We start from the raw sequence: 23430 nt of genomic DNA on the forward strand, positions 1-23430 counted from the left end.
CCGGGCAGAACCCGGCTGGCCCGCCGGTCCACAGAGTTATCCACAGCTTGGCGGCTATCCACAGCCGTTATCCACAGCACGAAAACGACTCTGAGTCTGATAAGGGTATACAGTGACCGATTCTCCCGAGTCCACACCGAACGAGCCTGAGGTACCTGCCGAGGCCATCGCCGCGGTGGTCGCGCACGACCGGATCGAACCGGTCGGGCTCGAGGTGGAGATGCAGCGCTCCTACCTCGACTACGCGATGAGCGTCATCGTCGGGCGCGCGCTGCCGGACGTCCGGGACGGGCTCAAGCCGGTCCACCGCAAGATCCTCTACGCCATGTTCGACTCCGGCTACCGGCCGGACCGCGGCTACGTGAAGTGCTCCCGGGTCGTCGGCGACGTGATGGGCCAGTTCCACCCGCACGGCGACTCGCCGATCTACGACGCGCTGGTCCGGATGGCGCAGCCCTGGTCGCTGCGCTACCCGCTGGTCGACGGCAATGGCAACTTCGGCTCGCCCGGTAACGATCCGGCCGCCGCCATGCGTTACTGCGTTACCGCAGATGTTCGGATTCGTACCGCTGAGGGCAGCGTGCGGATCGCGGACGTGATGGCGGACGCCGCGCCGTCCAGCGAGACCGACATCGACCTCAAGGTCCGCGACCGCAACGGCGACCTGGTCCGCGCCAGCAAGTTCTTCCACTCCGGTGAGCACCCGACGCTGCGGCTGCGCACCCGCGAGGGGTACGAGCTGACCGGCACCCACAACCACCCGGTGCTGTGCCTGGTGGACCTGGCCGGCGTGCCGACCCTGCTGTGGAAGCTGCTCGCCGAGATCTCCCCCGGCGACCGGGTGGTCCTGCAGCGCAGCGTGCCGGACGAGATCGGCTACCCGATGCTGGAGCACGTCGAGGCGGCAGTCCTCGCCGGCGCCTTCGTCAGCGAGGGGTGGGTCTCTCCGAATCGGGCCGGGTTCAACAACGTCGACCGGGATTTCTTTGTCCGCGTCCTCGCGGCCTACGACCTCGCCGTCGGCGGACCCCGCTACGTCAGCGAGCGGGTCATCGCTTCTGGCAGCACCCTGAACGAACTCGACGTGCAGGATCTCACCGCGCTGCGTGCGAGCTTCCTCGGCGAACTGGTGGGCGCGCGCAGTGCCGCGAAGTTCGTTCCGGAGTTCGTCTGGCAGGGGCCGGCCGCGGTCAAGCGGGCGTTCCTCCAGGCGCTGTTCGAGGGTGACGGCTCGTCGTCGCTGCTGCCGCGCAACACCATCCAGATCTCGTACTCGACGCGGAGCGAGCGCCTGGCGGCCGAGGTCCAGCAGTTGCTGCTGGAGTTCGGTGTGGTCAGCCGGCAGACCCGGTACGACAACGGCGAGATCAAGGTCGTGGTGACCAACCGGCGGGACGCCCGGATCTTCGCCGCGCACGTCGGCTTCCTCGGCCGTAAGCAGGCCAAGCTGGAGGCCGAGCTGGCCCAGGTGCCGGCGAGCAGCACCGCGCTCTCCAGCGACCATGTGCCGCTGGTCGGCGACTTCATCCGCGAGCACGGCGCGACGCGTTGGACCGAGCGGGACTGGCTGCGCCGGCACAACGTGGACCGCATCGAGCGGTGGGAGCGGGACCGGGCCGAGATCGCGGCCCGGATCACCAACTCCGAGGTGCTCGACGTGGTCGAGCCGTTGGTCGACGGGCGTTTCTACTACGCCGAGGTGGCGCAGATCACGGACGCCGGCGTGCAGCCGGTCTACAGCGTCCGGGTGGACACCGACGACCACTCGTTCGTCTCGGACGGGTTCGTCAGCCACAACACCGAGTGCAAGCTCGACCCGCTGGCCATGGAGATGATGCGGGATATCGACGAGGACACCGTCGATATGCAGGACAACTACGACGGCCGGGCCAAGGAGCCCACGATCCTGCCGTCGCGGATTCCGAACCTGCTGGTCAACGGCTCCGAGGGCATCGCGGTCGGCATGGCCACCAAGATCCCGCCGCACAACCTGCGGGAGATCGGCGCGGCCGTGCAGTGGTGCCTGGAGCACCCGGAGGAGGACGAGGCGACGACCCTCGAAGCCCTGCTGGGCATCGTCAAGGGTCCGGACTTCCCGACGTACGGTCTGATCGTCGGTACGACCGCGATCCAGGACGCCTACCGCACGGGTCGCGGTTCGATCCGGATGCGGGCCGTGGTGGAGGTCGAGGAGGACAAGCGGGGTCGGCCCTGCCTGGTCGTCAGCGAGCTGCCCTACCAGGTCAACCCGGACAATCTTGCCGAGCGGATCGCCGAGCTGATCAAGGAGGGCAAGCTCGCCGGGATCGCCGACATCCGCGACGAGTCCTCCGGTCGTACCGGTATGCGGCTCGTGCTGGTGCTCAAGCGCGACGCGGTCGCCAAGGTGGTGCTGAACAACCTCTACAAGCACACGCAGCTTCAGGAGACGTTCGGCGCCAACATGCTGGCGCTCGTGGACGGGGTGCCGCGCACGCTCAACCTGGCGCAGTTCATCCGGTACTACGTCGAGCACCAGATCGACGTGATCCGCCGGCGGACCGCGTTCCGGCTGCGCAAGGCCGAGGAGCGGGCGCACATCCTGCGCGGTCTGTCCAAGGCGCTGGACGCGCTGGACGAGGTGATCGCGCTGATCCGGCGGTCGCCGACGGTGGACGACGCCCGGCAGGGCCTGATCCGGCTGCTGGAGATCGACGAGATCCAGGCGACCGCGATCCTGGACATGCAGTTGCGTCGCCTCGCCGCCCTTGAGCGGCAGCGGATCCTCGACGACCTGGCCAAGCTCGAGATCGAGATCGCCGACCTGAAGGACATCCTCGCGAAGCCGGAGCGGCAGCGGAAGATCGTCTCGGAGGAGCTGGGCGAGATCATCGCGAAGTGGGGCGACGATCGGCGTACGCAGATCATCCCGTTCGACGGCGAGGTCTCGATGGAGGACCTCATCGCCCGGGAGGACGTGGTCGTCACGATCACCCGGACCGGGTACGCCAAGCGGACCAAGGTCGACCTGTACCGCTCGCAGCGGCGCGGCGGTAAGGGCGTCAGTGGCGCCACGCTGCGGCAGGACGACATCGTCAGCCACTTCTTCGTGTGCTCGACCCACGACTGGATCCTGTTCTTCACGAACAAGGGCCGGGTGTACCGGGCCAAGGCGTACGAGTTGCCGGAAGCCAGTAGGGTAGCCAAGGGCCAACACGTGGCCAATCTGCTCGCCTTCCAACCGGATGAGCAGATCGCGCAGATCATCGAAATCCCGGACTACCAGGTAGCGCCCTATCTGGTACTGGCCACGAAGAACGGCCTGGTGAAGAAGACGCGGCTCGAGGAGTTCGACTCCAACCGTTCCGGCGGCATCATCGCGATCAACCTGCGCGATGAGGACGAGCTGGTCGGTGCTGCTCTGGTGGCGCCGGAGAACGACCTGCTGCTGGTCTCGAAGAAGGCGCAGGCGATCCGGTTCAATGCCTCGGACGAGGCGTTGCGGCCGATGGGTCGGGCCACTTCGGGCGTGATCGGCATGCGCTTCACGGACGACGACGTCCTGCTCGCCATGGAGGTCGTTCGGGAGGGTCTGGACGTCCTGGTGGCCACGAACGGGGGATACGCGAAACGTACCCCGATCGAGGAATACCCGGTGCAGGGCCGGGGAGGTAAGGGCGTGCTGACTGCGAAGATCACCGAACGGCGCGGTGGTCTGGTCGGTGCGGTGGTGATCGACCCGGACGACGAGCTGTTCGCGATCACCAGCAACGGTGGTGTCATCCGGACTCCGGTGAAGCCTGTACGCCGTACGCGTGACCGGAACACAATGGGGGTCAAGCTGATGGACCTCCCGGACGGCGTGACTATCGTGGCGATTGCTCGCAATGCCGACGAGCCTGACGAACAGGACTAGTTGAATGACGGAGACACAGGCGAAGTCGGGGAACACGGGGACCTCGGCCAACCCGGTCGACGAGGAGGCCGCCAAGGGCGGCACACCAGCGACCGGCCGCGCGGCCGTGGGCCGGGCCACGGTTCCCGCCGACGCGCCTGCCCCGAAATTCACCCGGGCTCCCGGCATGACACCCCCGCCGGAGCAGCCCGGCGAGGACGCGGGATCGGGTGACGCCAAGGCCGAGAAGTCGGCCGGCGAGACGTCGACCTCCACTGCGGCGGCCCCCACCGCGGCCGCCCCGAACCCGGCGCGTCCGACCACCACGCAGCCGATCAGCACCCGGCCCGGTCAGGCGACATCGACCGGTGCCACCGGCACGCAGCCCCGGATCACACCGGGCATGACCCCGCCGGATTCGGGGCGTACGACCCCAGGTGGTCGCCCCGCGAGCGGTGGCGGTCTGCCGCCGGGGATCGGCAACCCGTCCGCCGTCGGGGCTGCCCGCGTCGGCGAGGCGGTCCGTGCCGCGCGTACGTCGGTCAGCTCGGCGGCGTCCCGCGGGCCGCGCCGGGCCCGGCTGAACCTCAAGCGGATCGACCCCTGGTCCGTGATGAAGTTCGCGTTCGCGGTGTCGGTGGTGCTGTTCATCGTCGTGGTGGTCGCCACGTCGGTGCTCTACCTGGCGTTGGACGCGATGGGCGTGTTCCAGAGCGTGAACGACAGCCTCAGCGACCTGGTGAACGCCGGCGGTGGGCAGAGCACCAGCGGGTTCCAGATCACCGCCAAGGGCGTGATCCTCAGCTCGGCGCTGATCGGCCTGGTCAACGTGGTGCTGTTCACCGCGCTGGCCACGCTGGGGGCGTTCGTCTACAACGTCTGCGCCGACCTGGTCGGCGGGATCGAGCTGACGCTCGCCGAGCGGGACTGAGTGTGCACGGGGCGTCGGGGCACTGCGGAATGCGGTCGCCCCGACGTCTCGTACTCGGGTAGATTTTGCGGGCGTCGACGGCCCGGCCCGCCGGTCGGACCCCGATTTGGGGCCGGCGTAGCGGATGGGTTAATCTTGCTCGTCGCAACGCGGGGCTATAGCTCAGTCGGTTAGAGCGCAGAGCTGATAACTCTGAGGTCGCTGGTTCGATTCCAGCTAGCCCCACCGCACATCGTCCGACGGTCGTCGAGCACGAGGGGTTGCACCATGTTCAAGAAGCTGCTGATCCTGGCCGGCGTCGTCGGTGTGGCTGCCGTCGTCTTCAACAAGGTCAAGGCCGCCAACGACGAGCGTGCCCTCTGGCACGAGGCGACCACCGCGCCCGACCTGCGCTGACGTCACCGCTGGCGGCGATCCGGTCGCCGTCGTCCACGGGGCCCTAGCTCAACTGGCAGAGCACTGCCTTTGCAAGGCAGGGGTTAGGGGTTCGAGTCCCCTGGGCTCCACCAAGCCCCGGTGCAGGTCACCGGGTTTCTCCCAGGCGAGGGCCGAGTAGACGTTCGGCGGCTGGCTCACGACGACGACGCGCCGGTTCCCGGCCTCCTACCGCATCGATCTTGCACTTTCTGCGCTGACATATCCCCACACAAGGGGTGTGTCGGCAACCGAAAGTGCAAGATCGACGAGAAGCGCCCGGCCCGACGCCGTGTCGGGCCGGGCGCTTCCGGGACGAGCTACGCCACGAAGCGGGCGCGGCGTCGACGTGCGATGACGAAGCTCGCGCCGCCGACGAGCAGGAGCGCACCGCCGATGCCGGCCACGGTCGCGGTGTCGGCACCGGTGACGGGGAGTCCACCACCGCCGCCGGCGACCGGGCTGGTGGAGGTGGCCGCGGTCGGGGCGACAGTTGACGTGGCGCTCGCCGTCGGGGTGGGCTGCGACGTCGGCGTCGCCGTCGCCGTCGGGGTGGGCTCCGACGCGCAGTCGAGTGCTCGGGCGGCGTACAGGCCGTCGTTCAGGTAGGCCAGGTAGCCGTCGACGGATGCCTCGTCGAGCGTCTTCTGCGTGGCCTCCTTCACCTTGGGGCCAGCGGCGGTGAGCGTCCGGACCACCGAGATTCGCAGGTCAACAGCCCAGACCTTCTGGGCGTCGGTCTTGAGCCAGGCGCGCAGGTCATCCGAGGTGCCGTTCAGCGGCTCCTGGATGACGTCGGGCAGGGTCGGCAGGCCCTCGGTGTCCGCGTAGTGCAGGATCTGGGCCGTCAGCACCCGAAGCTGGGTGGTGGTGGCGGTGTCCAGGTCGATGGTGAACAGCTCGCGGATGTCCTTGAACGACTTGCGCTCGATCGTCTGGCAGTTCTGGTCGAGGCCGGGCGATGCGCTCTGCGCCATCGCCGGCGCCGCCGGAACCATGAAGGCCAGCGCTATCGCAATGCCGGCCGGAATCTTCCCTCGCATGTGGATGGTCCTCCCCGTTGTAGATCAAAGCCTGGGGATACTACCGCCGACGGGCGTACCGCATGAGCCCGCGTTTACCGGCACGGGACGCGGGGATCCACGCTCGTGCGCATCGACGTGAACGAACCAGATTCGGCGGAGAAGTTCTGGGAGGGGATGCGGGAGGTAGCCGCTGCCGCCACGCGGCACCAGGATGACGACCTGTTCAAGGCACTTATCAAGATCGGCAGATCCGCGCTGGCCCAGGGCGTGGAACTCGTGCCGTCCTGCGGGTTCTTCCTCTCCTGCCCGGTGTGCAGCGCCGCGTCGGGGCAACGCTGCATCAACTCACCTGGTCACCCCCTTGGCGACGACAGGCTGCACCCGGAGCGTGTCGAGTTGGCCCGACGGGCGATCCGGGGTGAGGTGCCGATCCCCGGGCCGCTCCGGTAATGACGTGTCGGGTTGTGGGTCGCCCTTGTCATGATCCGTGTATGGACGAACAGCCGGCCCCGGTGACCGTGCAGCTCTACTGTCGGGTCGAGGTGGTCGTCACCGACCCCGCGGCGGTCACCGGTCGCGCGATCGCCGACCTGCGGGCGGCCGACATCGACTGGTCCGCAGAGGACGACGATCTTGAGACGGCCGTCGAGGACCTACGGTCCGACCTCGTCACCTCGTTGGCTGCCGTGGTGGACATCGGCCGGCTCGGCGACGGGGTGCCGGGGGTGGAGTTCCGGGGTGGTCTGTGCTGGGCCGAGCAGGGTCCGGCCCGGGACCCGTTCCGCCCCGACCGACACTGACGAAAGCGTCACCGACGATTCAATCGTTGCAGGCGCGGACCGGCCCAGAGCCACAGCAGTGACACCGTCAGTCCGACGGCCCCCATGGCGACGATGACCCACCGGGGCAGTTCCGTGTTGACCGGCTCCGGCAGGCAGCGGTCCGCGCTGTAGTCGATGGTGAGCTGCTGGTGCAGGGGCGGTAGTCGCCGGTCGGCGAACGACCGCTCGTAGATGCCGCAGATCGTCGGTCCGTCGGCGGTGTCGGTGCGTACCAGCACGTAGGGGCCGTCGGTGGTCCGGGCCGGTTCCACCGCGATCACCGTTGCCGGCGTCAGGACGCCGAAGGGTGGGGGTGGATCGCGGTCGTCGGTGACACCCATGAGTATCAGCAGGCCGCAGGGGAGCAGCAGCGCCAGCGGAAGGGACGGCCAGACCTTCGGACGGGTCCCGTTGGCCAGGAACGACGGCATGGCGCTGAGGGTAGTCAGCGGGAAACGTCGCAGCTTGCGTGCGGGCGAGGTGGCGGTCAGTCGTCGTCGTTGGGCTGCGCGAGGTCGGGTCGGGCCGCCGGGAGACGCGCCACCAGTCGGGTGAGCGCGCCGTTGGCGACGGTGGCGCCGAGCGCCGATCCGGCGCTGATGGTCCAGCCCACCGGGCCGAGCGGCGTGCAACCGAAGAACTGGCTCACCCCCGGCGTCTGCACCACGACGGCCAACGCCCCCAGCGACGCCGCCGTGGACGCCAGCACGGCCGGGCTGGTGCCGCCGGCCAGGATCGTCTGGCCGAGTTGGGTGCCGACGAGCGAGACGAGGGCCACCGTGCCGGCCCGGCGCTGGCTGCCGGTGTACCGGGCCAGCGTCCAGCCGACCGTCGCGCCCAGCGTGGTGGACGCCGCGCGCAGGCCGATCTCCCTGCTCAGGGTCTCCCCGAGCGAGACGTCCGGGCCTTCGCGGAGCAGCCCGTCGGTGCGGTCGGAGGCGGGCGGCCGGACCGCGATGGCCAGTGCCGGCGCGAGGTCGGTGAGCAGGTTGACCAGCAGCAGTTGCCGGCCGGTGAGGGCGGAACGACCGGTCGCCGCGGCGCTGAGCACGCTGAACGCGATCTCGCCGAGGTTGCCGCCGACGAGGATGCTCAGCGCGTGCCGGACCGACGACCACATGGCGCGACCCTCGACCAGGGTGGCGATGATGGTCTCCAACCGGTCGTCGGTGACCACCAGGTCGGCGGCCGCCCGGGCCGCCGGCGTGCCGCGTTGGCCGAGGGCGATGCCGACGTCGGCGAGTCGGATCGCCGGGGCGTCGTTGGCGCCGTCGCCGGTCATCGCCACGGTCCGCCCGCACTTCTGCAACGCCTGGATGATCCGTACCTTGTGCGTCGGAGTGCAGCGGGCCACCACGTCGGTGCGGGCGAGTCGTTCGGCGAGCGCCTCGTCGTCCAGTTGGTCGAGTTCGGTGGCGGTGACCACCCGCTGCTCGTCGTGCTCGCTGATGGTGGCCGCGATCGCCTCGGCGGTGGCCGGGTGGTCACCCGTGATCATGATGGTGTGCACGCCCGCCTGCCGGATGCGGCGTACCGCCGGGGCGGCGCTCTCCCGCACCCCGTCGGCGAGTGCCAGGAACCCCACGAAGGTCAGCCCCCGGACGTCCGCGTCGGTGATCTGCGCGGCGTCCACCTGGCACTCGGCGACGGCGAGGATCCGGTGCCCCGCTCCCGCCCGGTCCGCCAGCACGCGTTGGAGTTCCGCCCGGCCGGCATCGTCCAGCGGCTCCCGTCGACCGTCGGTACGCCGGTTCGCGCAGCGCGGCAACACCGTCTCGGGGGCGCCCTTGACGCTCAACAACAGGCGACCGTCGGTCTCGCCGACGCTGGCGTGGTAGCCCCGGGACGGCTCGAACGGCAGCCCGCCGGCCGCCCGCCAGCCGGGCGCGCCGGTCTGCTCCACCACCTGGGCCGTGGCAGCGCCCCGCCGGACCGCCCGGTCGGTCTGCAACGCCAACTCCTCCGGATCGGCCGCCGCCGGGGTGGCCCGCAGCGCGGTGGCGAGGGTCGACCGCAAACGGTCGTCGAGCCGGTCCACCGACGCGTACCGGTCACCGACACCGTCGCCGACCCCCGCGAGCAGCAACTTGCCCTCGGTGAGGGTGCCCGTCTTGTCGAAGCAGAGCACGTCCACCCGACCCAGCGCCTCGATGGTGCGCGGGTTGCGGACCAACGCGCCGTGCTCGGCCAGGCGCCGGGCCGCCGCCAGTTGCGCGGCGCTGACCAGGAACGGCAGCCCCTCCGGCACCGACGCGACGGCCAGGTTCGCGGCGGTCGCGGCCGTTTGCGCCAGGGGTACGCCCCGGAGCAGCCCCGCCCCGGCCACCGCGATCGCCGAGCCGGCGGCCAACGGGATGGCAGCGCTGGTCAACGAACCGAGTCGCGCCTCCACCCCGCTGGTCGGGGGCGCCTGACGGACCAGCGCCAGACTGCGGCCGGACTCGGTGTCGGCTCCGGTCGCCACCACGACGGCGGTGCCGTGGCCGGCGGCGACGGTGGTGCCCTCGTACAGCATCGAGTGCCGGTCGGCGATGGCCGCGGCGACCACCGCCCGGTTGCTCTTGGCGACCGGTAGCGACTCGCCGGTCAGCGACGACTCGTCCGCCTCCAAACCCACCGATTCGAGCACCCGGCAGTCGGCGGGCACCGCGTCGCCCGGTTCGAGGGCGATGACGTCGCCGAGCACCAGGTCCTCGGCGGCGACGACCTGCTCCGTGCCGTCCCGGCGGACCCGGGCGGTCACCGCCGAACGCGACAGCAGTTCCGCCAGCGAACGTTCGGTGTTGCGTTCGTGCACCGCCCCGACCAGTGCCGACCCGCCGACGACGCTGCCGACCAGGGCGGCGTCGACGAGCGAACCGAACGACGCGGACAGCACCGCCCCGGCCGCCAGTACGGGGGTGAGCGGGTTGGACAGCTCGTCCAGGAACGCCCGCAGCAGCCCGCCACCGGCCGGCGTGCCGCCGTCCGTTCCGTGGCCGTCGTGCCGGCGGTCCGCCTCCGCGCTGGTCAACCCGTCCGGTGTGGTGTTCAGGCGGTCCAGGACGGTCCGTACCGGCATCAGGTGCCAGGCCGTCGCCACCGGCGCGGGCGTGTCCGACCGGTCGGGTAGCCGGTGGGCCCGCCAGACCCCGTTCGCGAACGCCAGTCCGGCCGCGCCGTTGACCGCCACGAGCGCCCGGTGCGGGAGCTGGGTCGGCGGTGCGGTGAACGCGCCCAGCGCACCGAGCCCGCTGCCCGCCATGGCGAGCCGGATGTTCTGCTGGGTCATCCGCCGGGCTGCACCGGTCGCCTCGATCATCAGGGCCACCACCCGCAGGTCGGTGCCGACCAGCAGGTGCGCACCCCACGGCGGCAGCTCCTCGGGAGCCGACATCCCCAGGCCGCAGTCGGACGCGCCGAGCGCTGCCCGGTCGCCGGAGACCAGCATCACCACCGCACCCTCGCGCTGGAGCGTGCGTACCGAGTCGGCCAGCTGGTTCCCGCCGGGCAGCAGCGCGTCGGCGAAGTCGTACCGCTGGTCGTCGCCTCCGGCCACGACCAGCCTCAGCCCGGCGTGCCGCGCGGCGGCGGGTAGACCGTCGACTCCGGGTGCGGGCTCCGGTTCGACCCGCAGCAGCGCCGTCAGCCGTCCCCCGTTGGTCAGCCCGAGCAGCTGCCCGCCCGCCGTACGCAGCCGTTCGCCGTCGGGTACGTCGCCGGGCGAGGCGCCGTCGGGCAGCCGGTCGAGGGGTCCGAGTCGCCAACCGTCGGACGCCCGTGCGGCGGTCGGGTCGGCGGGGTCGAACAGCTCGAACGCCCGCTCCGCCACCTCGTCGACGTCGGTGTCGGCCGCCGGGGCCAGATCGGCGAGTACGCCCCGCTCCGAGCCGAGCACCGCGGCGTCCAGCACCAGCGTGTCGATCCGGTCCAGCTCGCGCAGCACGCTGCGGTCCATGGCGATCACCCCGCGCCGGGCGAGGACCCGGCCGAGCTGCGCCGCGTACCCCTCCCGGCCGCTGCCCGGGGCCTTGGGTAGCGCCGACAGCCCCAGCGCGGCGGCCCGCTTGGGTCCGGCGAACGGCGTCGCCGCCGCTGCCGCCGCCGCGCCGGCGGCCAACGCCCGGTTGATGTAGCGCTCGACCGGGCCGTCGGGCTTCGGGCAGGGGCGTTCGACCGCCGGCCAGCGGGCGGTGGCGCGTTCCGGGTCACCGGTCAGCCGCGGCTCGGCCTTCTCCCAGGCGGTGAGCTGGGCTCGCGCCTCGCCCCACTGCACCATCCGTTGGGCGCCGTCGAGGACTATCCCGGTCCACCTGCCGGTCAGACCCTGCACGACCGCCTCGGCCAGCGGGAAGATGACGTCGGCGCGGGGGTCGGAGCGCAGCCGTCTGCCGACGAAGGCGTGCAGCTTCGGTTGCAGGTCCGCGGCGGCCAGCAGGCCGGCGACCTCGCCCGGCAACGGCGTGAACGGCAGGATGCGGGTGGCCGCCGAGATGGTCAGGCCCAGCGCGTCCGAGGCGAGCGCGCCGAGGGTGCGGGGCGTACGCGGCCCCTCCTCGGGCGGGTGCGGGGGTGGGATCTCCGGATCCGGTTCGTGGTCACAGGTCCGCTCGACCCGTCCGATCGCGGCGATGAGGTCGCGCAGCCTCGGCTCGGGGGCCTGCACGGCCACCACGACCCGACCCGACGGCGCGTTCACCCGGGCCCAGGCGACTCCCGGCAGTCGTTCCAACGCCGCCTCGACCTGCCGGGCCAGCCGGTCGCCACCGTCCTGGCAGACGCCGTGTACCTCGATGTGGTGGCGGCCGGGGCGTGACCAGACCCGGCGTCGGCTCAGGCCGGCCGTTCGGGCCAACCGGGTCGCGGCCGACCCGACGGTCCGGGACGCCTCACCGACCAGGTGCGGTACGCCGATGGACGGCAGGAGGCGGCCGGCGGCGCGACCCGCCGCCGTCATCGAGGCGTACGGCCGGACGGACCCCGACCCGACTCCCCGTTGCCGCTTCTCGTGCCGTCGGTCATCTCGTCCTCCCGCCGCCCTGGTGTCCGGCGGCCTGGCTTCCCGACCTGACGTCCGTTATGCCCCTTCGAGCACCGGAACTTTGGGCGGCCGGAGGCGCATGGACGGGGTGGGGGGTGGAATCCGACGACCAGCACCGGACACGGGGAGGCCGGAATGAGCACGCTGACGCGACACCTCAACGGTTCACGCGAGAACGTCCAGATGTACAGCCGGCGGGTCGAGTTGCCCATGCTGGGCGAGGTGGCCGTACCGCCGCCGGACAAGGTCGCCTACTACGCCGGGCTCGGGGTCCTGGCCGCGTTGCAGGTGATCGAGTGGCCGCTCGCCCTGGTGATCACCGCCGGGCATCTCCTGGCGGACCAGCACTTCTCGGGACTGGTACGCGGCGTCGGGGAGGCGCTCCAGGACGCCTGACGAGAGCCGGGTCACCTCCCGGTTGACCTGAATCCAGGTTGAGGTCGCAGGCTCGGTGCATGTCGAGCCGAACCGTCACCCTCGCCCCAACGCCCGCAGGGCTGTTCGCGTCCCGGCTGCGGGCGATGACGGTGGGCAGCGTGGCGCTGGTGTCGCTGCTCGCCTTCGAGGCGTTGGCGGTGGGTACGGCCATGCCGACCGTCGCGCGCAGCCTGGACGGTCTGGCGTTGTACGGGATCGCGTTCGGTGGCGCGTTCGCCGCCGGTGTGCTGGCCATGGTCGTCTCCGGGATCTGGTGCGACGCGCGGGGGCCGAGCGGGCCGATGTGGCACGGCGTCGCCTGGTTCGTGGTGGGGCTGCTGGTCGCCGGCACGGCACAGGCGATGACGGCGCTGGTGGTCGGCCGGGTGGTGCAGGGCTTCGGCTCCGGGCTGCTCTCGGTGGCGCTCTACGTCATCGTCGGGCAGGCGTACCCGGAGGAGTTGCACCGACGGATCTTCGCCGCGTTCGCGGCGGCCTGGGTCGTACCCTCGCTGGTCGGACCGGCGCTGGCCGGGCTGATCGTCGAACACCTGGGCTGGCGGTGGGTCTTCCTCCTGGTGCCGGCGGTGGCCGTCCCGGCGGTGTTGCTGATCCAGCCGGGCCTGCGGTCGCTCGACGCGACCGTGCCGAGCCGGCCGCCGAACGGCGCGGTCGCCCGCATCGGTTGGGCCTGTGGGGCGGGCGCGAGCGCCGCACTGCTGCACATCGGGGGGCAGCAGCGTGGCGTGGCCGCCGTGACGGTGATCGCGCTCGCTCTGGCCGGTCTGGTGGTCTGCGCGCCGCGTCTGCTGCCACCCGGGTTCCTGCGGGCGGGCCGGGGACTGCCCACCGTCGTCGGTCTGCGGGGTCTGGCGTCGGCGGCGTTCGTCGGTGCCGAGGTGGTCATCCCGCTGATGCTCTCCCGGGAGCGGGGACTGTCGCCGACCGCCGCCGGGCTGGTTCTCACCGTGGGTGCGTTGGCCTGGTCGGTGGGCTCCGCAATCCAGGGCCGGATTCCGGTACCGGCCTCCCGGGCCACCCTGCCGCGCGTCGGCCTGTGCGCGATCACCGTCGGTACGGCGACGGTGGCGTTGGCCGTCCGACCCGAGGTGCCGGTGACCGTCGCCGTGTTCGGCTGGGCGGTCGCCGGGCTCGGCATGGGGCTGCTCTATCCGTCGTTGTCGGTGCTCACGTTGGAGCTGTCCGCCCCCGGTGAGCAGGGCCGTAACAGTTCGTCGCTGCAACTGGGCGACTCCCTCTTCGCGGCGACCGTGCTGGCGCTCACCGGTGCGGTGCTGGCTGCGGGCAGCGCGCCCGGCCCGTCGAGCTACCTGGTGACGCTTGTGGTGGCGGCCGGTCTGGCGCTGTTCGGCGCGTCGCTGGCCGGCCGGGTGGTGGTGCCGGGAAGCACCCGGCCGGGCGGGTGATCCGTCGACGATCCGGCACGTCACTGCCGTTCGGCCGTCAGGCTGGCGAGCGATGAGCTTCCTGACCGTCCTGCCGCTGGCCGTGGTGATGGTCGCCGGGACCCAACTGGTCGTGGCGATCTTCCTCGCCTCGTCCGACCGGCCCCGGGCCGCGTCGTCCGGCTTCCTCGCCGGCGCCGGGCTGGTGGTGGTCGCCGGAACGACGCTGAGCTGGTTGCTGACCCGGGTGCTGGGCGGCCTGGCGACCGACGCCAGCACGGCCGCCCGCAAGGTCGACAGCGGTCCGGCCATCGACCTGGTGGTGCTCGCGCTGCTGGTGATCCTGGCCGTGGTGATCTGGGTGCGCCGCGACCGCTCCGGGCCACCCCGCTGGCTGGGCAGCGTCGGTCACGCCGATCCGCGCTGGGCGGCGCGTACCGGCGCGCTGCTCTTCGTGGCGACGCCGACCGACGACATCACCATGGCGACGGTGGGTGCGACCGTGGCCCGGCACGACCTGCCGTGGTGGCACCTCGTGCCGTTCGTGCTGCTCACCGTGCTGCTGCTCGCCGTGCCGCTGCTGGCGCTGGTGCTGCTCGGGTCGAAGGCCGCGCGGGTGCTCGCACGGATGCGGAGGTGGGCCGAGGGGCACGCCTGGATCGTCAACGAGATCGTGATCGCGTTCTTCGCGCTGCTCACCGTGCTGGACCTGCTCAAGTCGAGATGAGGCCCGGACACGTACGGGGGAACCGGGTGGAGATGAGAGAAGTGACGGTTCACGTTCGTCTTACGGTGACGCCATGTTCGTTGTCGTCACCACGGTGATCCTCTACGTCTTCGGTTTCGTGTTCCTCTACGGCGTGATCCGGTTGGGCGTCCGGCACGCGCTGGAGGACCTGGAGCTCCAGCGGGCCCGGGCCCGCCGCGAAGAGGAACTGGCGGCCGCCCGCGACCGCTCGTTCATGCGCGACAACGCGTTCCTCGCGGGCAGTTGAGCCGGGACGTGGACGTGGTGTCACGGGACGCCGCAGGAGTCGGCGGGCGATCCGGCGGCACGGGTGCGAGGATCGCACCCGTGATGGGAACGCTGAAGACCGAACCGGCCCGTGCCCGCCTCGACCTGCTGGCCCCACCGGTCGCGGAGGCCATCGCCCAGTGGCCCGCCGAAGCGCCGGTGGACGTCGACGACGTGCTGGTCACGCCGATCGACGCCGACCTCGCCGACACGGCGGAGTTCTGCGCCGCGTACGAGGTGGGGCTGGACGTGTCGGCCAACTGTGTCGTGGTGGCCGGCAAGCGCGAAGGCGTGGTCCGCTACGCGGCCTGCATCGTGCTGGCGACCACCCGGGCCGACGTGAACGGGGTGGCCCGCCGGGCGCTGGACGTCCGCAAGGCGAGCTTCGCCCCGATGGCCGACGCGGTCGAGTTGACCGGCATGGAGTACGGCGGGATCACCCCGATCGGACTGCCGGCGCAGTGGCCGATCCTGGTGGACGCACGGGTGATCGCCACCCCGCATGTGATCATCGGGTCCGGCGTACGGCACAGCAAGATCGCGCTGCCCGGGCCGGCGCTGGGCGCGCTGCCCGGCGCGCAGGTGGTGGAGGGCCTGGCCAGGCCAGCCTGACCAGTCATCTCCGTCGATACCGTTGCACGTGAAACATCACGCCTGACGTGCGGCGGCCTCCCGCTGCTCGACCTCGGCCAGCGCGGCGAGCAGCGTGTCCGTCTCCTGGGCGCCGCTGACCGCGTACTTCCCGGCCAGCACGAACATCGGCACGCTGGTGATACCCAGGTCGCGGGCGGCGGCCAGGTCGGCGGCGAGTTCGGCGGTCCGCTCGTCGGAGTCGAGGAACCGGCGGGCGTCGGCGGCGTCCAGGCCGATCGAGCCGGCGATGGTCGCCAGCACCTCCCGGGAGCCGACGTCGAGACCCTGCGTGAAGTGCGCCTGGTACAGGGCTTCCACCAGTTCGGCCGCCCGGTCGCGGTCGGCGGCGTAGCCGACCAGCCGGTGCGCGTCGAAGGTGTTCGCGGCCACCGCGTGGTCGTAGTCCAGTCGGAGCCCGTCGCCCGCCGCGATCTGGACCACCCGTGCGATCATCTGCCGCGCCCGCTCGTGGCCGCCGAACTTGTCGGCCAGCGCGTCGACCACCGGGACCGGCCCGGGCACCGGCGACGGGTCGAGCTGGAACGGCCGGTAGCGGACGGTCACCTCGCCGTCGTAGCGGGCGATTGCCTCGTCCAGGCGACGCTTGCCCAGGTAGCACCACGGGCAGACGACGTCCGCGTAGATCTCGATCTCCATGATCGGTGGCAACTGCCCGGTCAGTCGAGTTGTTCCCGGACCTGCCGCTTGAGCCGGCCCAGGATGGCGGTGCCCCCGCGTACCCGCAGCGGGCTGATCGCCTGGGCCAGCCCCATCCGCTGGTAGAGATCGTCCGGAACCGCCAGCACCTCCTCTGCGCTCGCGCCGGCCAGCCCTTCGGCGAGGATCCCGGCGAACGCCCGGGTGGTGGGCGCCTCCGGTGGGCAGTCGAACAGCGTCTCGACCACCCCGTCCGGCGTCACCGTGGCGCGCAGGAAGAACGCGGTCTGGCACTCGGGCACCTGTTCCATGCCCTCGCGCGCGGTGTCGTCGTCCGCCAGTACGGGGATGACGTCGGCGTACTCCAACAGCATCTCCAGCACCAGGTCGCGCGGCGCGGCGGCGAACTCGTCGACGATCTCGGCCAGTCGGGCCGGCATGTCAGCCATGAGTCGAGGCTACCGCCGGTGCCGACGGCTCACGTGGTCGGCGACTGTTCGCTGATCTCACTCAACGCGCTGGTCGGGTCGAGCTGCATGGCCAGGTCACCGAGGGAGACGATGCCCACCAGCCTGCGGTCGCTGTCGCAGACCAGCACCCGCCGGATGCCCCGGTCCCGCATCAGCGCCGCGGCCTCGCCCGCCGAGCAGTGCTGCTCGATCATGACCACCTCGCGGGTGACGATCGAGCCGATGGTGGTGGACGCCGGCGACAGGTTCTCGGCGACCGCCCGGACCACGATGTCCCGGTCGGTGAGCATGCCGGCGAGGGTGGCGCCGTCGGTGACGACCACGTCGCCGATGTCCGCCTCCTTCATCACCCTGGCCGCCTCGTCCAGGGTGGTCTCCGCCGACAGGTACACGACCTGCTTGGTCATCACATCGCTGACCCGGTAACCGGTCATGAGTTCCTCCGAGAACGCTCCACCCGATCCGACTGCACTACCCCGTGACGCGGCGGCTACACCAGGTTCGCACGTTCCCGGCCTACCTCGTCGACGATCTGTGTCAGCACGGCGTCCACCGGCAGTTCCACCCGCCGGTCACCGGCCCGCTCGCGCAGCTCTACGTACCCGTCGGCCAGGCGGCGGCCGACCACGACGGCGCGCGGGATGCCGATCAGCTCGGCGTCGGTGAACTTCACCCCGGCCGAGACGTGCGTGCGGTCGTCGACCAGCACGCGCAGGCCGGCGGCGGCCAACCGTCCGCCGAGGTCGAGCGCCGCGTCGAGCTGCGGGCCCTTGCCCGCCACCACCAGGTGTACGTCACAGGGTGCGACCGCCGCCGGCCAGCGGAGTCCCCGCTCGTCGTGGTGCTGTTCGGCGACGGCCGCAACCGCCCGGGAGATCCCGATGCCGTAGCAGCCCATGGTGGGCCGGACCGGCTTGCCGGTCGCTCCGAGCACGTCGACGGCGAACGCGTCGGTGTACCGGCGACCGAGCTGGAAGATGTGCCCGATCTCGATCCCGCGCCGGATGGTCAGCTGACCGTCGGCACAGTCGGGGCAGGGGTCTCCGGCGCGCACCTCGGCCGCCTCGATCGTGCCGTCCGGTGTGAAGTCCCGCCCGCAGATCACGTCGGTGGCGTGCCGACCCGGCTCGTTCGCCCCGGTCAGCCACGCCGAGCCGGCCACCACCCGGGGATCGACCAGATAGCGGATGCCCAGCTTGGCGAGCACCTGCGGGCCGAGGTAGCCGCGTACCAGCTCCGGATGCTCGGCCCACTCGTCGAAGACCGCCACCTGCGCCGGCTCCAGCGCGGCGGCGAGCCGCTTCAGGTCGACCTCCCGGTCACCAGGCAGCCCGACCACCAGGGGCTCGGCGCGGTCGGCGCCGGGCTGGCGGACCGTCAGGACGACGTTCTTCAGGGTGTCGGCGGCGGTCCAGTCGTCGCGGTCACCGAGCCGCCGGTTGTTCGCCAGCTCGACGAGGCTGGCGATGGTCGCGGTCTCCGGGGTGTCGTGCACCTGCGCCGCGGGCCGGGTGGCGGGGTCGCCGGCGGCGGGCGCCCGGGTGACGACCGCCTCGGTGTTGGCCGCGTAGTCGCAGGCCGTGCAACCGACGAAGGTGTCCTCGCCGACCGGCGTCGCGGCCAGGAACTCCTCGGACGCCGACCCGCCCATCGCGCCGGACATGGCGTGCACCACCGTGTGGTCCAGGCCCAGCCGCTCGAAGATCCGCTGGTACGCCGCCCGGTGCCGGGCGTACGCCTCCCGCAGGCCCGCCTCGTCCAGGTCGAAGGAGTACGCGTCCTTCATCAGGAACTCCCGACCGCGCAGCAGACCCGCCCGGGGCCGTGCCTCGTCGCGGAACTTGGTCTGCACCTGGTAGAGCGTCACCGGGAAATCCCGGTACGACGTGAACAGGTCCTTGACCAGCAGCGCCGCCATCTCCTCGTGGGTGGGCGCCAACAGGTGCTCGGCGCCGCGCCGGTCGGCGAGGGTGAAGATGTCGTCGCCGTACTCCGTCCACCGCCCGCTGGTGCGGTACGGCTCGGCGGGCAGCAGCGCCGGGAAGTGCACCTCCTGGTCGCCGATCGCGTTCAGTTCGGCGCGTACCACCTCGGTGATCCGGTCCAGCACCAGCTTGCCCAGCGGCAGCCACGTGTAGCCGCCCGGCGCGGCGCGACGGATGTAACCGGCGCGCAGCAGCAGCCGATGGCTCGGCACCTCCGCGTCGGCCGGATCCTCGCGCAGGGTCCGCAGCAACAGGGTCGACATGCGTAGCAGCATTCGCGCAGCCTAAGACCGCGATGCGGGCGCGGCGAGCCAATTCGGGCCGGGTCAGGAGGTGCCGGGGAGGCGGCCTTCACAACGGATGTCCGGATCGGCCACCGGTCGCCGGGGCATCATCCAGTCCAGCGCGGTCTCCTCCACCGGCCAACCGCCCACCGACACCAGGCTGTACGGCACCGCCGCCGCCTGCGGGCAGAGGACCTGCGACTCGACCCAGCCGTTGGGCAGGAACCGCACGGTGGCAGTCCGGTCCAGCACGATCGTCGACGTGTCGGTGACCGTGATGAGCGCACCGAGCACCACCTCCCGGCCGTCCTGGGCCGTACCAGCGCTCCCCGGCGCGGCCGTCGGGGCTGCGGGGTCGCTCTCGGCCGCCTTCTTCGGGAGCACCTCGATCGCGGCGGTGGGCAGCAGCGGCACCCGGAGGAACACCGCGCCCATCACCACGGGCAGCACGGCGGCGACCGTGAACGCCAGGCCGTGGGTCAGCGTCGGGGCGATCCAGCCGGGAATCGGGCCGGTGAGCAGCAGGGTGGCGGCGGGCGGCACCGCCAGCAGGGCGGCGGTGGCCAGCTCGCCCTCCCGGCACGCCGTCCAGATCGCCGGGCCGAGGACGCTGTACGACAGGACCGCCGCCGCCAGCGGCAGGGCCACGCTGACGAACAGGATGCGGGTCGGCTGATCCGGGTGCAGGTAGCGGGTACGCAGCGCCAGCAGCCAGAGGCCGAGCATCAGCAGTGACGGCAGGAAGCGGAGCTGCCAGGTGAGCGCCCCCAGCGCGACCGCCGCGCTGATCACCCATCCGGGGGTACGCGCCGTACCCGAGGCCAGCAGTGAACGTTCCGGGTCGAACCGGTCAGGAGCGCTGAGCCGGAGCAGTCGACCGAGGACGCCGAAGGTGAGCACGACGACGGGGAACGCCCACACCAGGGCGATCAGGAGGGCGCTGAGCAGGCCGAGCGGGCTGACGTACTGGACCAGCAGCAGCATCGTGGACATGTCCTGCTGGCTGAGCTGCCAGAGCCGCAGTACCAGCAGGAGGACGGGGAAGGCGGGTAGGAGGGTCAGCAGCCACTGTTGCGCCTGCCGCGCCCCCGCCATGCGACGCGGGCGAACGGCCCAGTACGAACCGGTGACGATCCGGGGTACGCCGGGGGCGGCAGTGCGATCCTCTCCCACGGCCACTGTCGCACCTCCACCTTCCTCGGATCGGGTTGCTGCTGTTCCGCGACCGGCTGCGGGAGGTTGTATCCCTGCTGCCATCGGAGGTTGGCGTTGAACGCGTTCTCCCAGGCCGAGTTCTTCTCGTCCTTGGCCGACTCGTAGAGAGCGAGGTCGACCAGGTCGAGCAGGGCCTTGTTGGGTCCGGTGTTGACGCCCCACCGCTCCTGGGGTGACGAGCCGATGTCCCAGTGCCGCAGCGGTTTGACGTTCTTGAGGGTCTGCGGGAATCGCTGGCCGTCGTCGCCCGGCTGGTCGCCGGTGACGAAGCCGGCGAGGATCGCCGCGTCGGTGGTGACGGCCTGCACCTTGCCGTCGTACAGCTCCTGGACGCACTCGCTGATCCGGTTCCGGCCCACCGGGGTGGCGCCGGCCTCGCCGAGACGCTGGATGGACGTCGAGGTGGTCAGCGAGCAGACCGTCAGCCCGCGCAGGTCCTCCAGGCTGCTCACCTGGCCCTTGAAGTCCTTCAACGTCACCACCGACTGCTCGGTGTGCAGGTACGCGGCCGAGAAGACCGCGCCCTCCTCCCGGCGCTTGTCGTTGATGCTGTACGAGGCGATGACCAGGTCGACGATGACGAACCCCTCGCCGTCCTGGGCCTGTCGACGGGCCCGGTCCTCACTCTCGATCGGCACGAATCGCACCTGGGAGTGATCGAACCCGAGGTAGCTCGCGATCATGTACGCGATGTCGACGTCGAAGCCCTTCCAGACGTTGTTCGGCAGGCGCTGCGAGATGCCCGGCTGGTCGTCCTTCACCCCGATCACGAGCTGCTGCTTGCCCTTGAGCCCGGCGTCCTCCAGCAACTCGTCCCGGGTCGGCGGGCCCATGGCGAGGACGATCGGGACCAGGGCGGCGGCCAGCACGGCCAGCGCGACGACGAGCCCCACGAGTCGGATCTGACGGGTACGTGCGGTGCGCGACGGTGTGGCCGCCGCCGGTGCCGGCCCGGCGGGGCTCGGCTCGCTTGCCTGACTCAACTAGGCCCTCCCCGCTGCGCGGCCCGGTGACCGGCCCTCCATTGTGGGCCCTGCTGGCGAGCGAGGGGAGCCCGACATCCGCCGGATTTGCGACACCGTTCCGGCAGGCCTAGCTGGTCGGCCGATCGTCGACTTGGCGATATGCCATGACGCGCTTCCGAGCCCAGGTCAGTGCTCCGCACGTTCCGGCCCGACCGTGACACCGTTCGCAGGATCCCAAGATCCAGTGCCGTCGAATGATCCGTCTGGCCAGCATCGGCACCCACTCTGACCGGGGTAGTTCACGCTCGATCACTGCACCTCCCGCAAGGAGCAGGTCCGGCCACCGATCCCTGATCAAGTGACCGGACCGCTATCCGAGCACCCCGCCAGTTGCCGACCGATAGGGGCGCTACCAGAAACCTGCCATGGCTAACCATTGCTAGTCAAGCACTCGCCATGGGTGATTAAGTGGGAGATGCCGATCGATAGGGGAACCGCCAGTGCCGCCGCAGTACGCCTACCAGCGCGTAGCCGAAGATGTGATCAAGCGAATCCAGTCCGGGGAGTTCCCACCCGGCTCGCGACTGCCCAGCCGCGCCGAGTTGTGTGAGCAGTACGAGGTCTCCAGCTTCGTCGCGGACCGGGTCTTCCTCATCCTGAAGATGCAAGGCCTCACGGAATCCCTGCCCGGTGCCGGCGTGTACGTCAAGGAGAGTGCGCCAGGCGAATGAGGTTGCGGCCCGGCGCTGCGGGTGATCGACACGAGTTCGCCGAAGTTGCGGTGTCAACTCGACTCCGATACCGCGATATCGGTGAACTCGTGTCGATCAAGGCCCTCGATCAAGGGGCCGCATGACCTCCGCCACGTCGGCCGGTCGGGGCACCGGCCGACCCGCCTGCGGTGCAAGACTGGTCGCCGCAGGCAACGGGTGGCGTGAGGAGGCGCGGGGTGCGCTGGCGCAGTTTTGTCGCGGTCGGGGACAGCTTCACCGAGGGTATGGACGACGCGTACCCGGATGGCACCTTCCGGGGGTGGGCGGACCTGGTGGCGACCCGACTCGCCGCCGAGGCGGGACCCGACTTCCGGTACGCGAACCTGGCCATCCGGGGCCGGCTCTTCCCCAGCGTGGTAGCCGAGCAGGTGCCCTCCGCGGTGGCGATGAAGCCCGACCTGATCAGCTTCGCGGCCGGCGGCAACGACGTGCTGCGCCGCACCTTCGACCCGGAGACGCTGGTCTCCCGCTTCGACGATGTCGTCCGGCAACTCCGCTCGGGCGGCGCGGACGTGCTGCTCTTCCGATTCGCGGACGTGATGGCCCGCCTGCCCGGTCAGCGTCTCGTCGCGCCCCGGGTGCAGCTGCTCAACCAGGCGGTCGGCGAGACCGCCGAGCGGCACGGCGCGATCCTGGTCGACCTGTACGCCGACGACACGTTCCTCAACCCGATGCTCTGGAGCACCGACCGGCTGCACCTCTCCCCGGCCGGGCACCGACGGGTGGCCGGGCAGGTGCTGAACGCGCTCGGCGTGGGATGCGACGAGGAGTGGCTGCTGGTCCCGCCGCACCCTGCGCCGTCGCCGTGGCTCGCCGCCCGCGCGGCCGACCTGCGCTGGGCCGGGCAGTACCTGGCCCCGTGGATCAAGCGTCGCCTCACCGGCCGGTCCTCCGGCGACACGGTGACCGCGAAGCGTCCGCTGCTCGGGCCGATCGTCGACTGACCGTGCGCACGTTGCACGCCGCGCCGCTGCTGCGCCGCGAGCGGGACGGCGAGCCGGTGCCGGGGCAGGCCGTGCTGGTCAGCGGTGACCGCGTCGAGGCGGTCGGCCCGCTCGCCGAGTTGGCCGGGGCCCACCCGGAGGTGCGGGTCCGTCGCTGGCCCGGCACGTTGGGGCCGGGCCTGCTGCACGACGGTCCGCTGCCCGCAGCGCCCACCCCGCGTGAGCGGGTGCACGCGCTGCTGCGTACCGGGGTGACGGCGGTGCTCGCCGAGCATCTGGCCGACCCGACGCTACGGGCCGCCGTCGACAGGAGTGATCTTCTGGTGCATACCGCCGTCGCGCGCCAGGAACTGGAGCGGGGCGAGCGCGCCGACCTGACGGTCCAGGACACCGACGGAACCTGCCTGGTGACCGTCGTGGCCGGTCGGATCGCCCACCGCCGCGCCTGATCAGGTCGGTGCCCGAGGCTCGTCGGTCTCATGTGGAATGCGGAGCGGAATCGGGGTCGTCCGATGTCCGCCATCCCCGATAGCATCCGCTGCCCCCGCTTATTCGAAGACGGGGACATCGGGGAGAGGTGG

General features: G+C 71.3%; 22 protein-coding genes and 2 tRNA genes. 15 read left to right on the forward strand and 9 right to left on the reverse strand.

What is annotated here, in order from left to right; all coding sequences use genetic code 11:
* The first annotated feature begins 112 nt into the window (after positions 1 to 112).
* From gyrA to ACN263_RS30055, 5 genes are all read left to right on the forward strand, one after another.
* A complete protein-coding gene (gene gyrA, locus ACN263_RS30035; RefSeq protein ID WP_422737562.1) occupies positions 113 to 3895 on the forward strand; it encodes an intein-containing DNA gyrase subunit A in 3783 nt (1260 codons plus the stop codon).
* 4 nt (positions 3896 to 3899) lie between these two features.
* Complete coding sequence (locus ACN263_RS30040; RefSeq protein ID WP_422737563.1) at positions 3900 to 4805, forward strand: DUF3566 domain-containing protein; 906 nt, start codon at positions 3900 to 3902, stop codon at positions 4803 to 4805.
* 151 nt (positions 4806 to 4956) lie between these two features.
* A tRNA-Ile gene (locus ACN263_RS30045) sits at positions 4957 to 5030 on the forward strand.
* A gap of 42 nt (positions 5031 to 5072) precedes the next feature.
* The gene (locus ACN263_RS30050) at positions 5073 to 5201 is read left to right on the forward strand and encodes a DLW-39 family protein (protein ID WP_007453934.1); all 129 of its coding nucleotides are present in this window, start codon (positions 5073 to 5075) and stop codon (positions 5199 to 5201) included.
* Positions 5202 to 5238: 37 nt separating this feature from the next.
* Positions 5239 to 5314: transfer RNA gene (locus ACN263_RS30055), tRNA-Ala, on the forward strand.
* A 225-nt stretch (positions 5315 to 5539) separates the two neighbouring features.
* On the opposite strand, the gene ACN263_RS30060 is transcribed toward ACN263_RS30055, so the two are convergent.
* Entirely contained in the window at positions 5540 to 6262 is a 723-nt protein-coding gene (locus tag ACN263_RS30060; protein WP_422737564.1) for an LPXTG cell wall anchor domain-containing protein, read from the reverse strand.
* A gap of 105 nt (positions 6263 to 6367) precedes the next feature.
* Here ACN263_RS30060 and ACN263_RS30065 point away from each other — a divergent pair, with 105 nt between their 5' ends.
* Together ACN263_RS30065 and ACN263_RS30070 are read left to right on the forward strand one after the other, a co-directional pair.
* On the forward strand, positions 6368 to 6694 hold the full coding sequence (locus ACN263_RS30065) for a zinc finger domain-containing protein (protein WP_422737565.1): 327 nt from the start codon (positions 6368 to 6370) through the stop codon (positions 6692 to 6694).
* 41 nt (positions 6695 to 6735) lie between these two features.
* The gene (locus tag ACN263_RS30070) at positions 6736 to 7044 is read left to right on the forward strand and encodes a hypothetical protein (protein WP_422737566.1); all 309 of its coding nucleotides are present in this window, start codon (positions 6736 to 6738) and stop codon (positions 7042 to 7044) included.
* An 8-nt stretch (positions 7045 to 7052) separates the two neighbouring features.
* Here ACN263_RS30070 and ACN263_RS30075 read toward each other — a convergent pair whose 3' ends face one another.
* Complete coding sequence (locus ACN263_RS30075) at positions 7053 to 7496, reverse strand: hypothetical protein (protein ID WP_422737567.1); 444 nt, start codon at positions 7494 to 7496, stop codon at positions 7053 to 7055.
* Positions 7497 to 7552: 56 nt separating this feature from the next.
* Positions 7553 to 12001, reverse strand: a complete 4449-nt coding sequence (locus ACN263_RS30080; RefSeq protein ID WP_422737568.1) for an HAD-IC family P-type ATPase — start codon at positions 11999 to 12001, stop codon at positions 7553 to 7555.
* Between the two features lie 219 nt (positions 12002 to 12220).
* On the opposite strand from ACN263_RS30080, the gene ACN263_RS30085 reads away from it, so the two are divergent.
* The 5 genes from ACN263_RS30085 to ACN263_RS30105 all read left to right on the forward strand — a co-directional run bounded on the left by ACN263_RS30085 (position 12221) and on the right by ACN263_RS30105 (position 15535).
* Positions 12221 to 12481 (forward strand): hypothetical protein, encoded by a 261-nt coding sequence (locus ACN263_RS30085; protein WP_422737569.1) that lies wholly within the window; start codon positions 12221 to 12223, stop codon positions 12479 to 12481.
* Positions 12482 to 12540: 59 nt separating this feature from the next.
* Positions 12541 to 13929: an MFS transporter gene (locus ACN263_RS30090; RefSeq protein ID WP_422737570.1), complete on the forward strand. Its 1389-nt coding sequence runs from the start codon at positions 12541 to 12543 to the stop codon at positions 13927 to 13929.
* 52 nt (positions 13930 to 13981) lie between these two features.
* A complete protein-coding gene (locus tag ACN263_RS30095; RefSeq protein WP_422737571.1) occupies positions 13982 to 14635 on the forward strand; it encodes a GAP family protein in 654 nt (217 codons plus the stop codon).
* A gap of 73 nt (positions 14636 to 14708) precedes the next feature.
* On the forward strand, positions 14709 to 14903 hold the full coding sequence (locus ACN263_RS30100) for a hypothetical protein (RefSeq protein ID WP_422737572.1): 195 nt from the start codon (positions 14709 to 14711) through the stop codon (positions 14901 to 14903).
* Between the two features lie 83 nt (positions 14904 to 14986).
* Entirely contained in the window at positions 14987 to 15535 is a 549-nt protein-coding gene (locus tag ACN263_RS30105; RefSeq protein ID WP_422740877.1) for a YbaK/EbsC family protein, read from the forward strand.
* Positions 15536 to 15571: 36 nt separating this feature from the next.
* Here ACN263_RS30105 and ACN263_RS30110 read toward each other — a convergent pair whose 3' ends face one another.
* The 6 genes from ACN263_RS30110 to ACN263_RS30135 are packed head-to-tail and all read right to left on the reverse strand — an operon-like array spanning position 15572 to position 21150.
* Complete coding sequence (locus ACN263_RS30110; protein WP_422737573.1) at positions 15572 to 16213, reverse strand: DsbA family oxidoreductase; 642 nt, start codon at positions 16211 to 16213, stop codon at positions 15572 to 15574.
* A 20-nt stretch (positions 16214 to 16233) separates the two neighbouring features.
* Positions 16234 to 16662 carry a SufE family protein gene (locus ACN263_RS30115; protein WP_422737574.1) on the reverse strand — a complete coding sequence of 143 codons (429 nt, stop codon included), beginning with the start codon at positions 16660 to 16662 and terminating at the stop codon, positions 16234 to 16236.
* 29 nt (positions 16663 to 16691) lie between these two features.
* On the reverse strand, positions 16692 to 17117 hold the full coding sequence (locus ACN263_RS30120; protein WP_422737575.1) for a CBS domain-containing protein: 426 nt from the start codon (positions 17115 to 17117) through the stop codon (positions 16692 to 16694).
* A 56-nt stretch (positions 17118 to 17173) separates the two neighbouring features.
* Positions 17174 to 18943, reverse strand: coding sequence for a proline--tRNA ligase (locus ACN263_RS30125; protein WP_422737576.1), 1770 nt, complete (start codon positions 18941 to 18943; stop codon positions 17174 to 17176).
* 51 nt (positions 18944 to 18994) lie between these two features.
* Positions 18995 to 20047, reverse strand: coding sequence for a hypothetical protein (locus ACN263_RS30130; protein ID WP_422737577.1), 1053 nt, complete (start codon positions 20045 to 20047; stop codon positions 18995 to 18997).
* Positions 20011 to 21150 carry a transporter substrate-binding domain-containing protein gene (locus ACN263_RS30135; protein WP_422737578.1) on the reverse strand — a complete coding sequence of 380 codons (1140 nt, stop codon included), beginning with the start codon at positions 21148 to 21150 and terminating at the stop codon, positions 20011 to 20013. The genes ACN263_RS30130 and ACN263_RS30135 overlap by 37 nt, the downstream gene beginning before the upstream one ends.
* 482 nt (positions 21151 to 21632) lie before the next feature.
* Between ACN263_RS30135 and ACN263_RS30140 the strand changes: the two genes are divergently transcribed.
* The 3 genes from ACN263_RS30140 (at position 21633) to ACN263_RS30150 (ending at position 23298) form a co-directional block, all read left to right on the forward strand.
* Entirely contained in the window at positions 21633 to 21863 is a 231-nt protein-coding gene (locus ACN263_RS30140; RefSeq protein WP_422737579.1) for a winged helix-turn-helix domain-containing protein, read from the forward strand.
* A gap of 218 nt (positions 21864 to 22081) precedes the next feature.
* A complete protein-coding gene (locus tag ACN263_RS30145) occupies positions 22082 to 22849 on the forward strand; it encodes an SGNH/GDSL hydrolase family protein (protein ID WP_422737580.1) in 768 nt (255 codons plus the stop codon).
* Between the two features lie 2 nt (positions 22850 to 22851).
* Positions 22852 to 23298: an imidazolonepropionase-like domain-containing protein gene (locus tag ACN263_RS30150; protein WP_422737581.1), complete on the forward strand. Its 447-nt coding sequence runs from the start codon at positions 22852 to 22854 to the stop codon at positions 23296 to 23298.
* The last annotated feature ends 132 nt before the right edge of the window (positions 23299 to 23430 follow it).

Origin of the sequence: Micromonospora sp. WMMD729 (genome assembly GCF_049315225.1) — a bacterium.
GTDB lineage: Bacteria > Actinomycetota > Actinomycetes > Mycobacteriales > Micromonosporaceae > Micromonospora.

What these genes read in the sequence shown, in the direction of transcription:
- ACN263_RS30040 (WP_422737563.1), top strand. Translation starts at nt 3,900, where the DNA reads ATGACGGAGACACAGGCGAAGTCGGGGAACACGGGGACCTCGGCCAAC.
- ACN263_RS30050 (WP_007453934.1), top strand. Translation starts at nt 5,073, where the DNA reads ATGTTCAAGAAGCTGCTGATCCTGGCCGGCGTCGTCGGTGTGGCTGCC.
- ACN263_RS30060 (WP_422737564.1), bottom strand. Translation starts at nt 6,262, where the DNA reads ATGCGAGGGAAGATTCCGGCCGGCATTGCGATAGCGCTGGCCTTCATG.
- ACN263_RS30070 (WP_422737566.1), top strand. Translation starts at nt 6,736, where the DNA reads ATGGACGAACAGCCGGCCCCGGTGACCGTGCAGCTCTACTGTCGGGTC.
- ACN263_RS30075 (WP_422737567.1), bottom strand. Translation starts at nt 7,496, where the DNA reads ATGCCGTCGTTCCTGGCCAACGGGACCCGTCCGAAGGTCTGGCCGTCC.
- ACN263_RS30080 (WP_422737568.1), bottom strand. Translation starts at nt 12,001, where the DNA reads ATGACGGCGGCGGGTCGCGCCGCCGGCCGCCTCCTGCCGTCCATCGGC.
- ACN263_RS30085 (WP_422737569.1), top strand. Translation starts at nt 12,221, where the DNA reads ATGAGCACGCTGACGCGACACCTCAACGGTTCACGCGAGAACGTCCAG.
- ACN263_RS30090 (WP_422737570.1), top strand. Translation starts at nt 12,541, where the DNA reads ATGTCGAGCCGAACCGTCACCCTCGCCCCAACGCCCGCAGGGCTGTTC.
- ACN263_RS30095 (WP_422737571.1), top strand. Translation starts at nt 13,982, where the DNA reads ATGAGCTTCCTGACCGTCCTGCCGCTGGCCGTGGTGATGGTCGCCGGG.
- ACN263_RS30100 (WP_422737572.1), top strand. Translation starts at nt 14,709, where the DNA reads ATGTTCGTTGTCGTCACCACGGTGATCCTCTACGTCTTCGGTTTCGTG.
- ACN263_RS30105 (WP_422740877.1), top strand. Translation starts at nt 14,987, where the DNA reads ATGGGAACGCTGAAGACCGAACCGGCCCGTGCCCGCCTCGACCTGCTG.
- ACN263_RS30110 (WP_422737573.1), bottom strand. Translation starts at nt 16,213, where the DNA reads ATGGAGATCGAGATCTACGCGGACGTCGTCTGCCCGTGGTGCTACCTG.
- ACN263_RS30115 (WP_422737574.1), bottom strand. Translation starts at nt 16,662, where the DNA reads ATGGCTGACATGCCGGCCCGACTGGCCGAGATCGTCGACGAGTTCGCC.
- ACN263_RS30120 (WP_422737575.1), bottom strand. Translation starts at nt 17,117, where the DNA reads ATGACCGGTTACCGGGTCAGCGATGTGATGACCAAGCAGGTCGTGTAC.
- ACN263_RS30125 (WP_422737576.1), bottom strand. Translation starts at nt 18,943, where the DNA reads ATGCTGCTACGCATGTCGACCCTGTTGCTGCGGACCCTGCGCGAGGAT.
- ACN263_RS30130 (WP_422737577.1), bottom strand. Translation starts at nt 20,047, where the DNA reads ATGGCGGGGGCGCGGCAGGCGCAACAGTGGCTGCTGACCCTCCTACCC.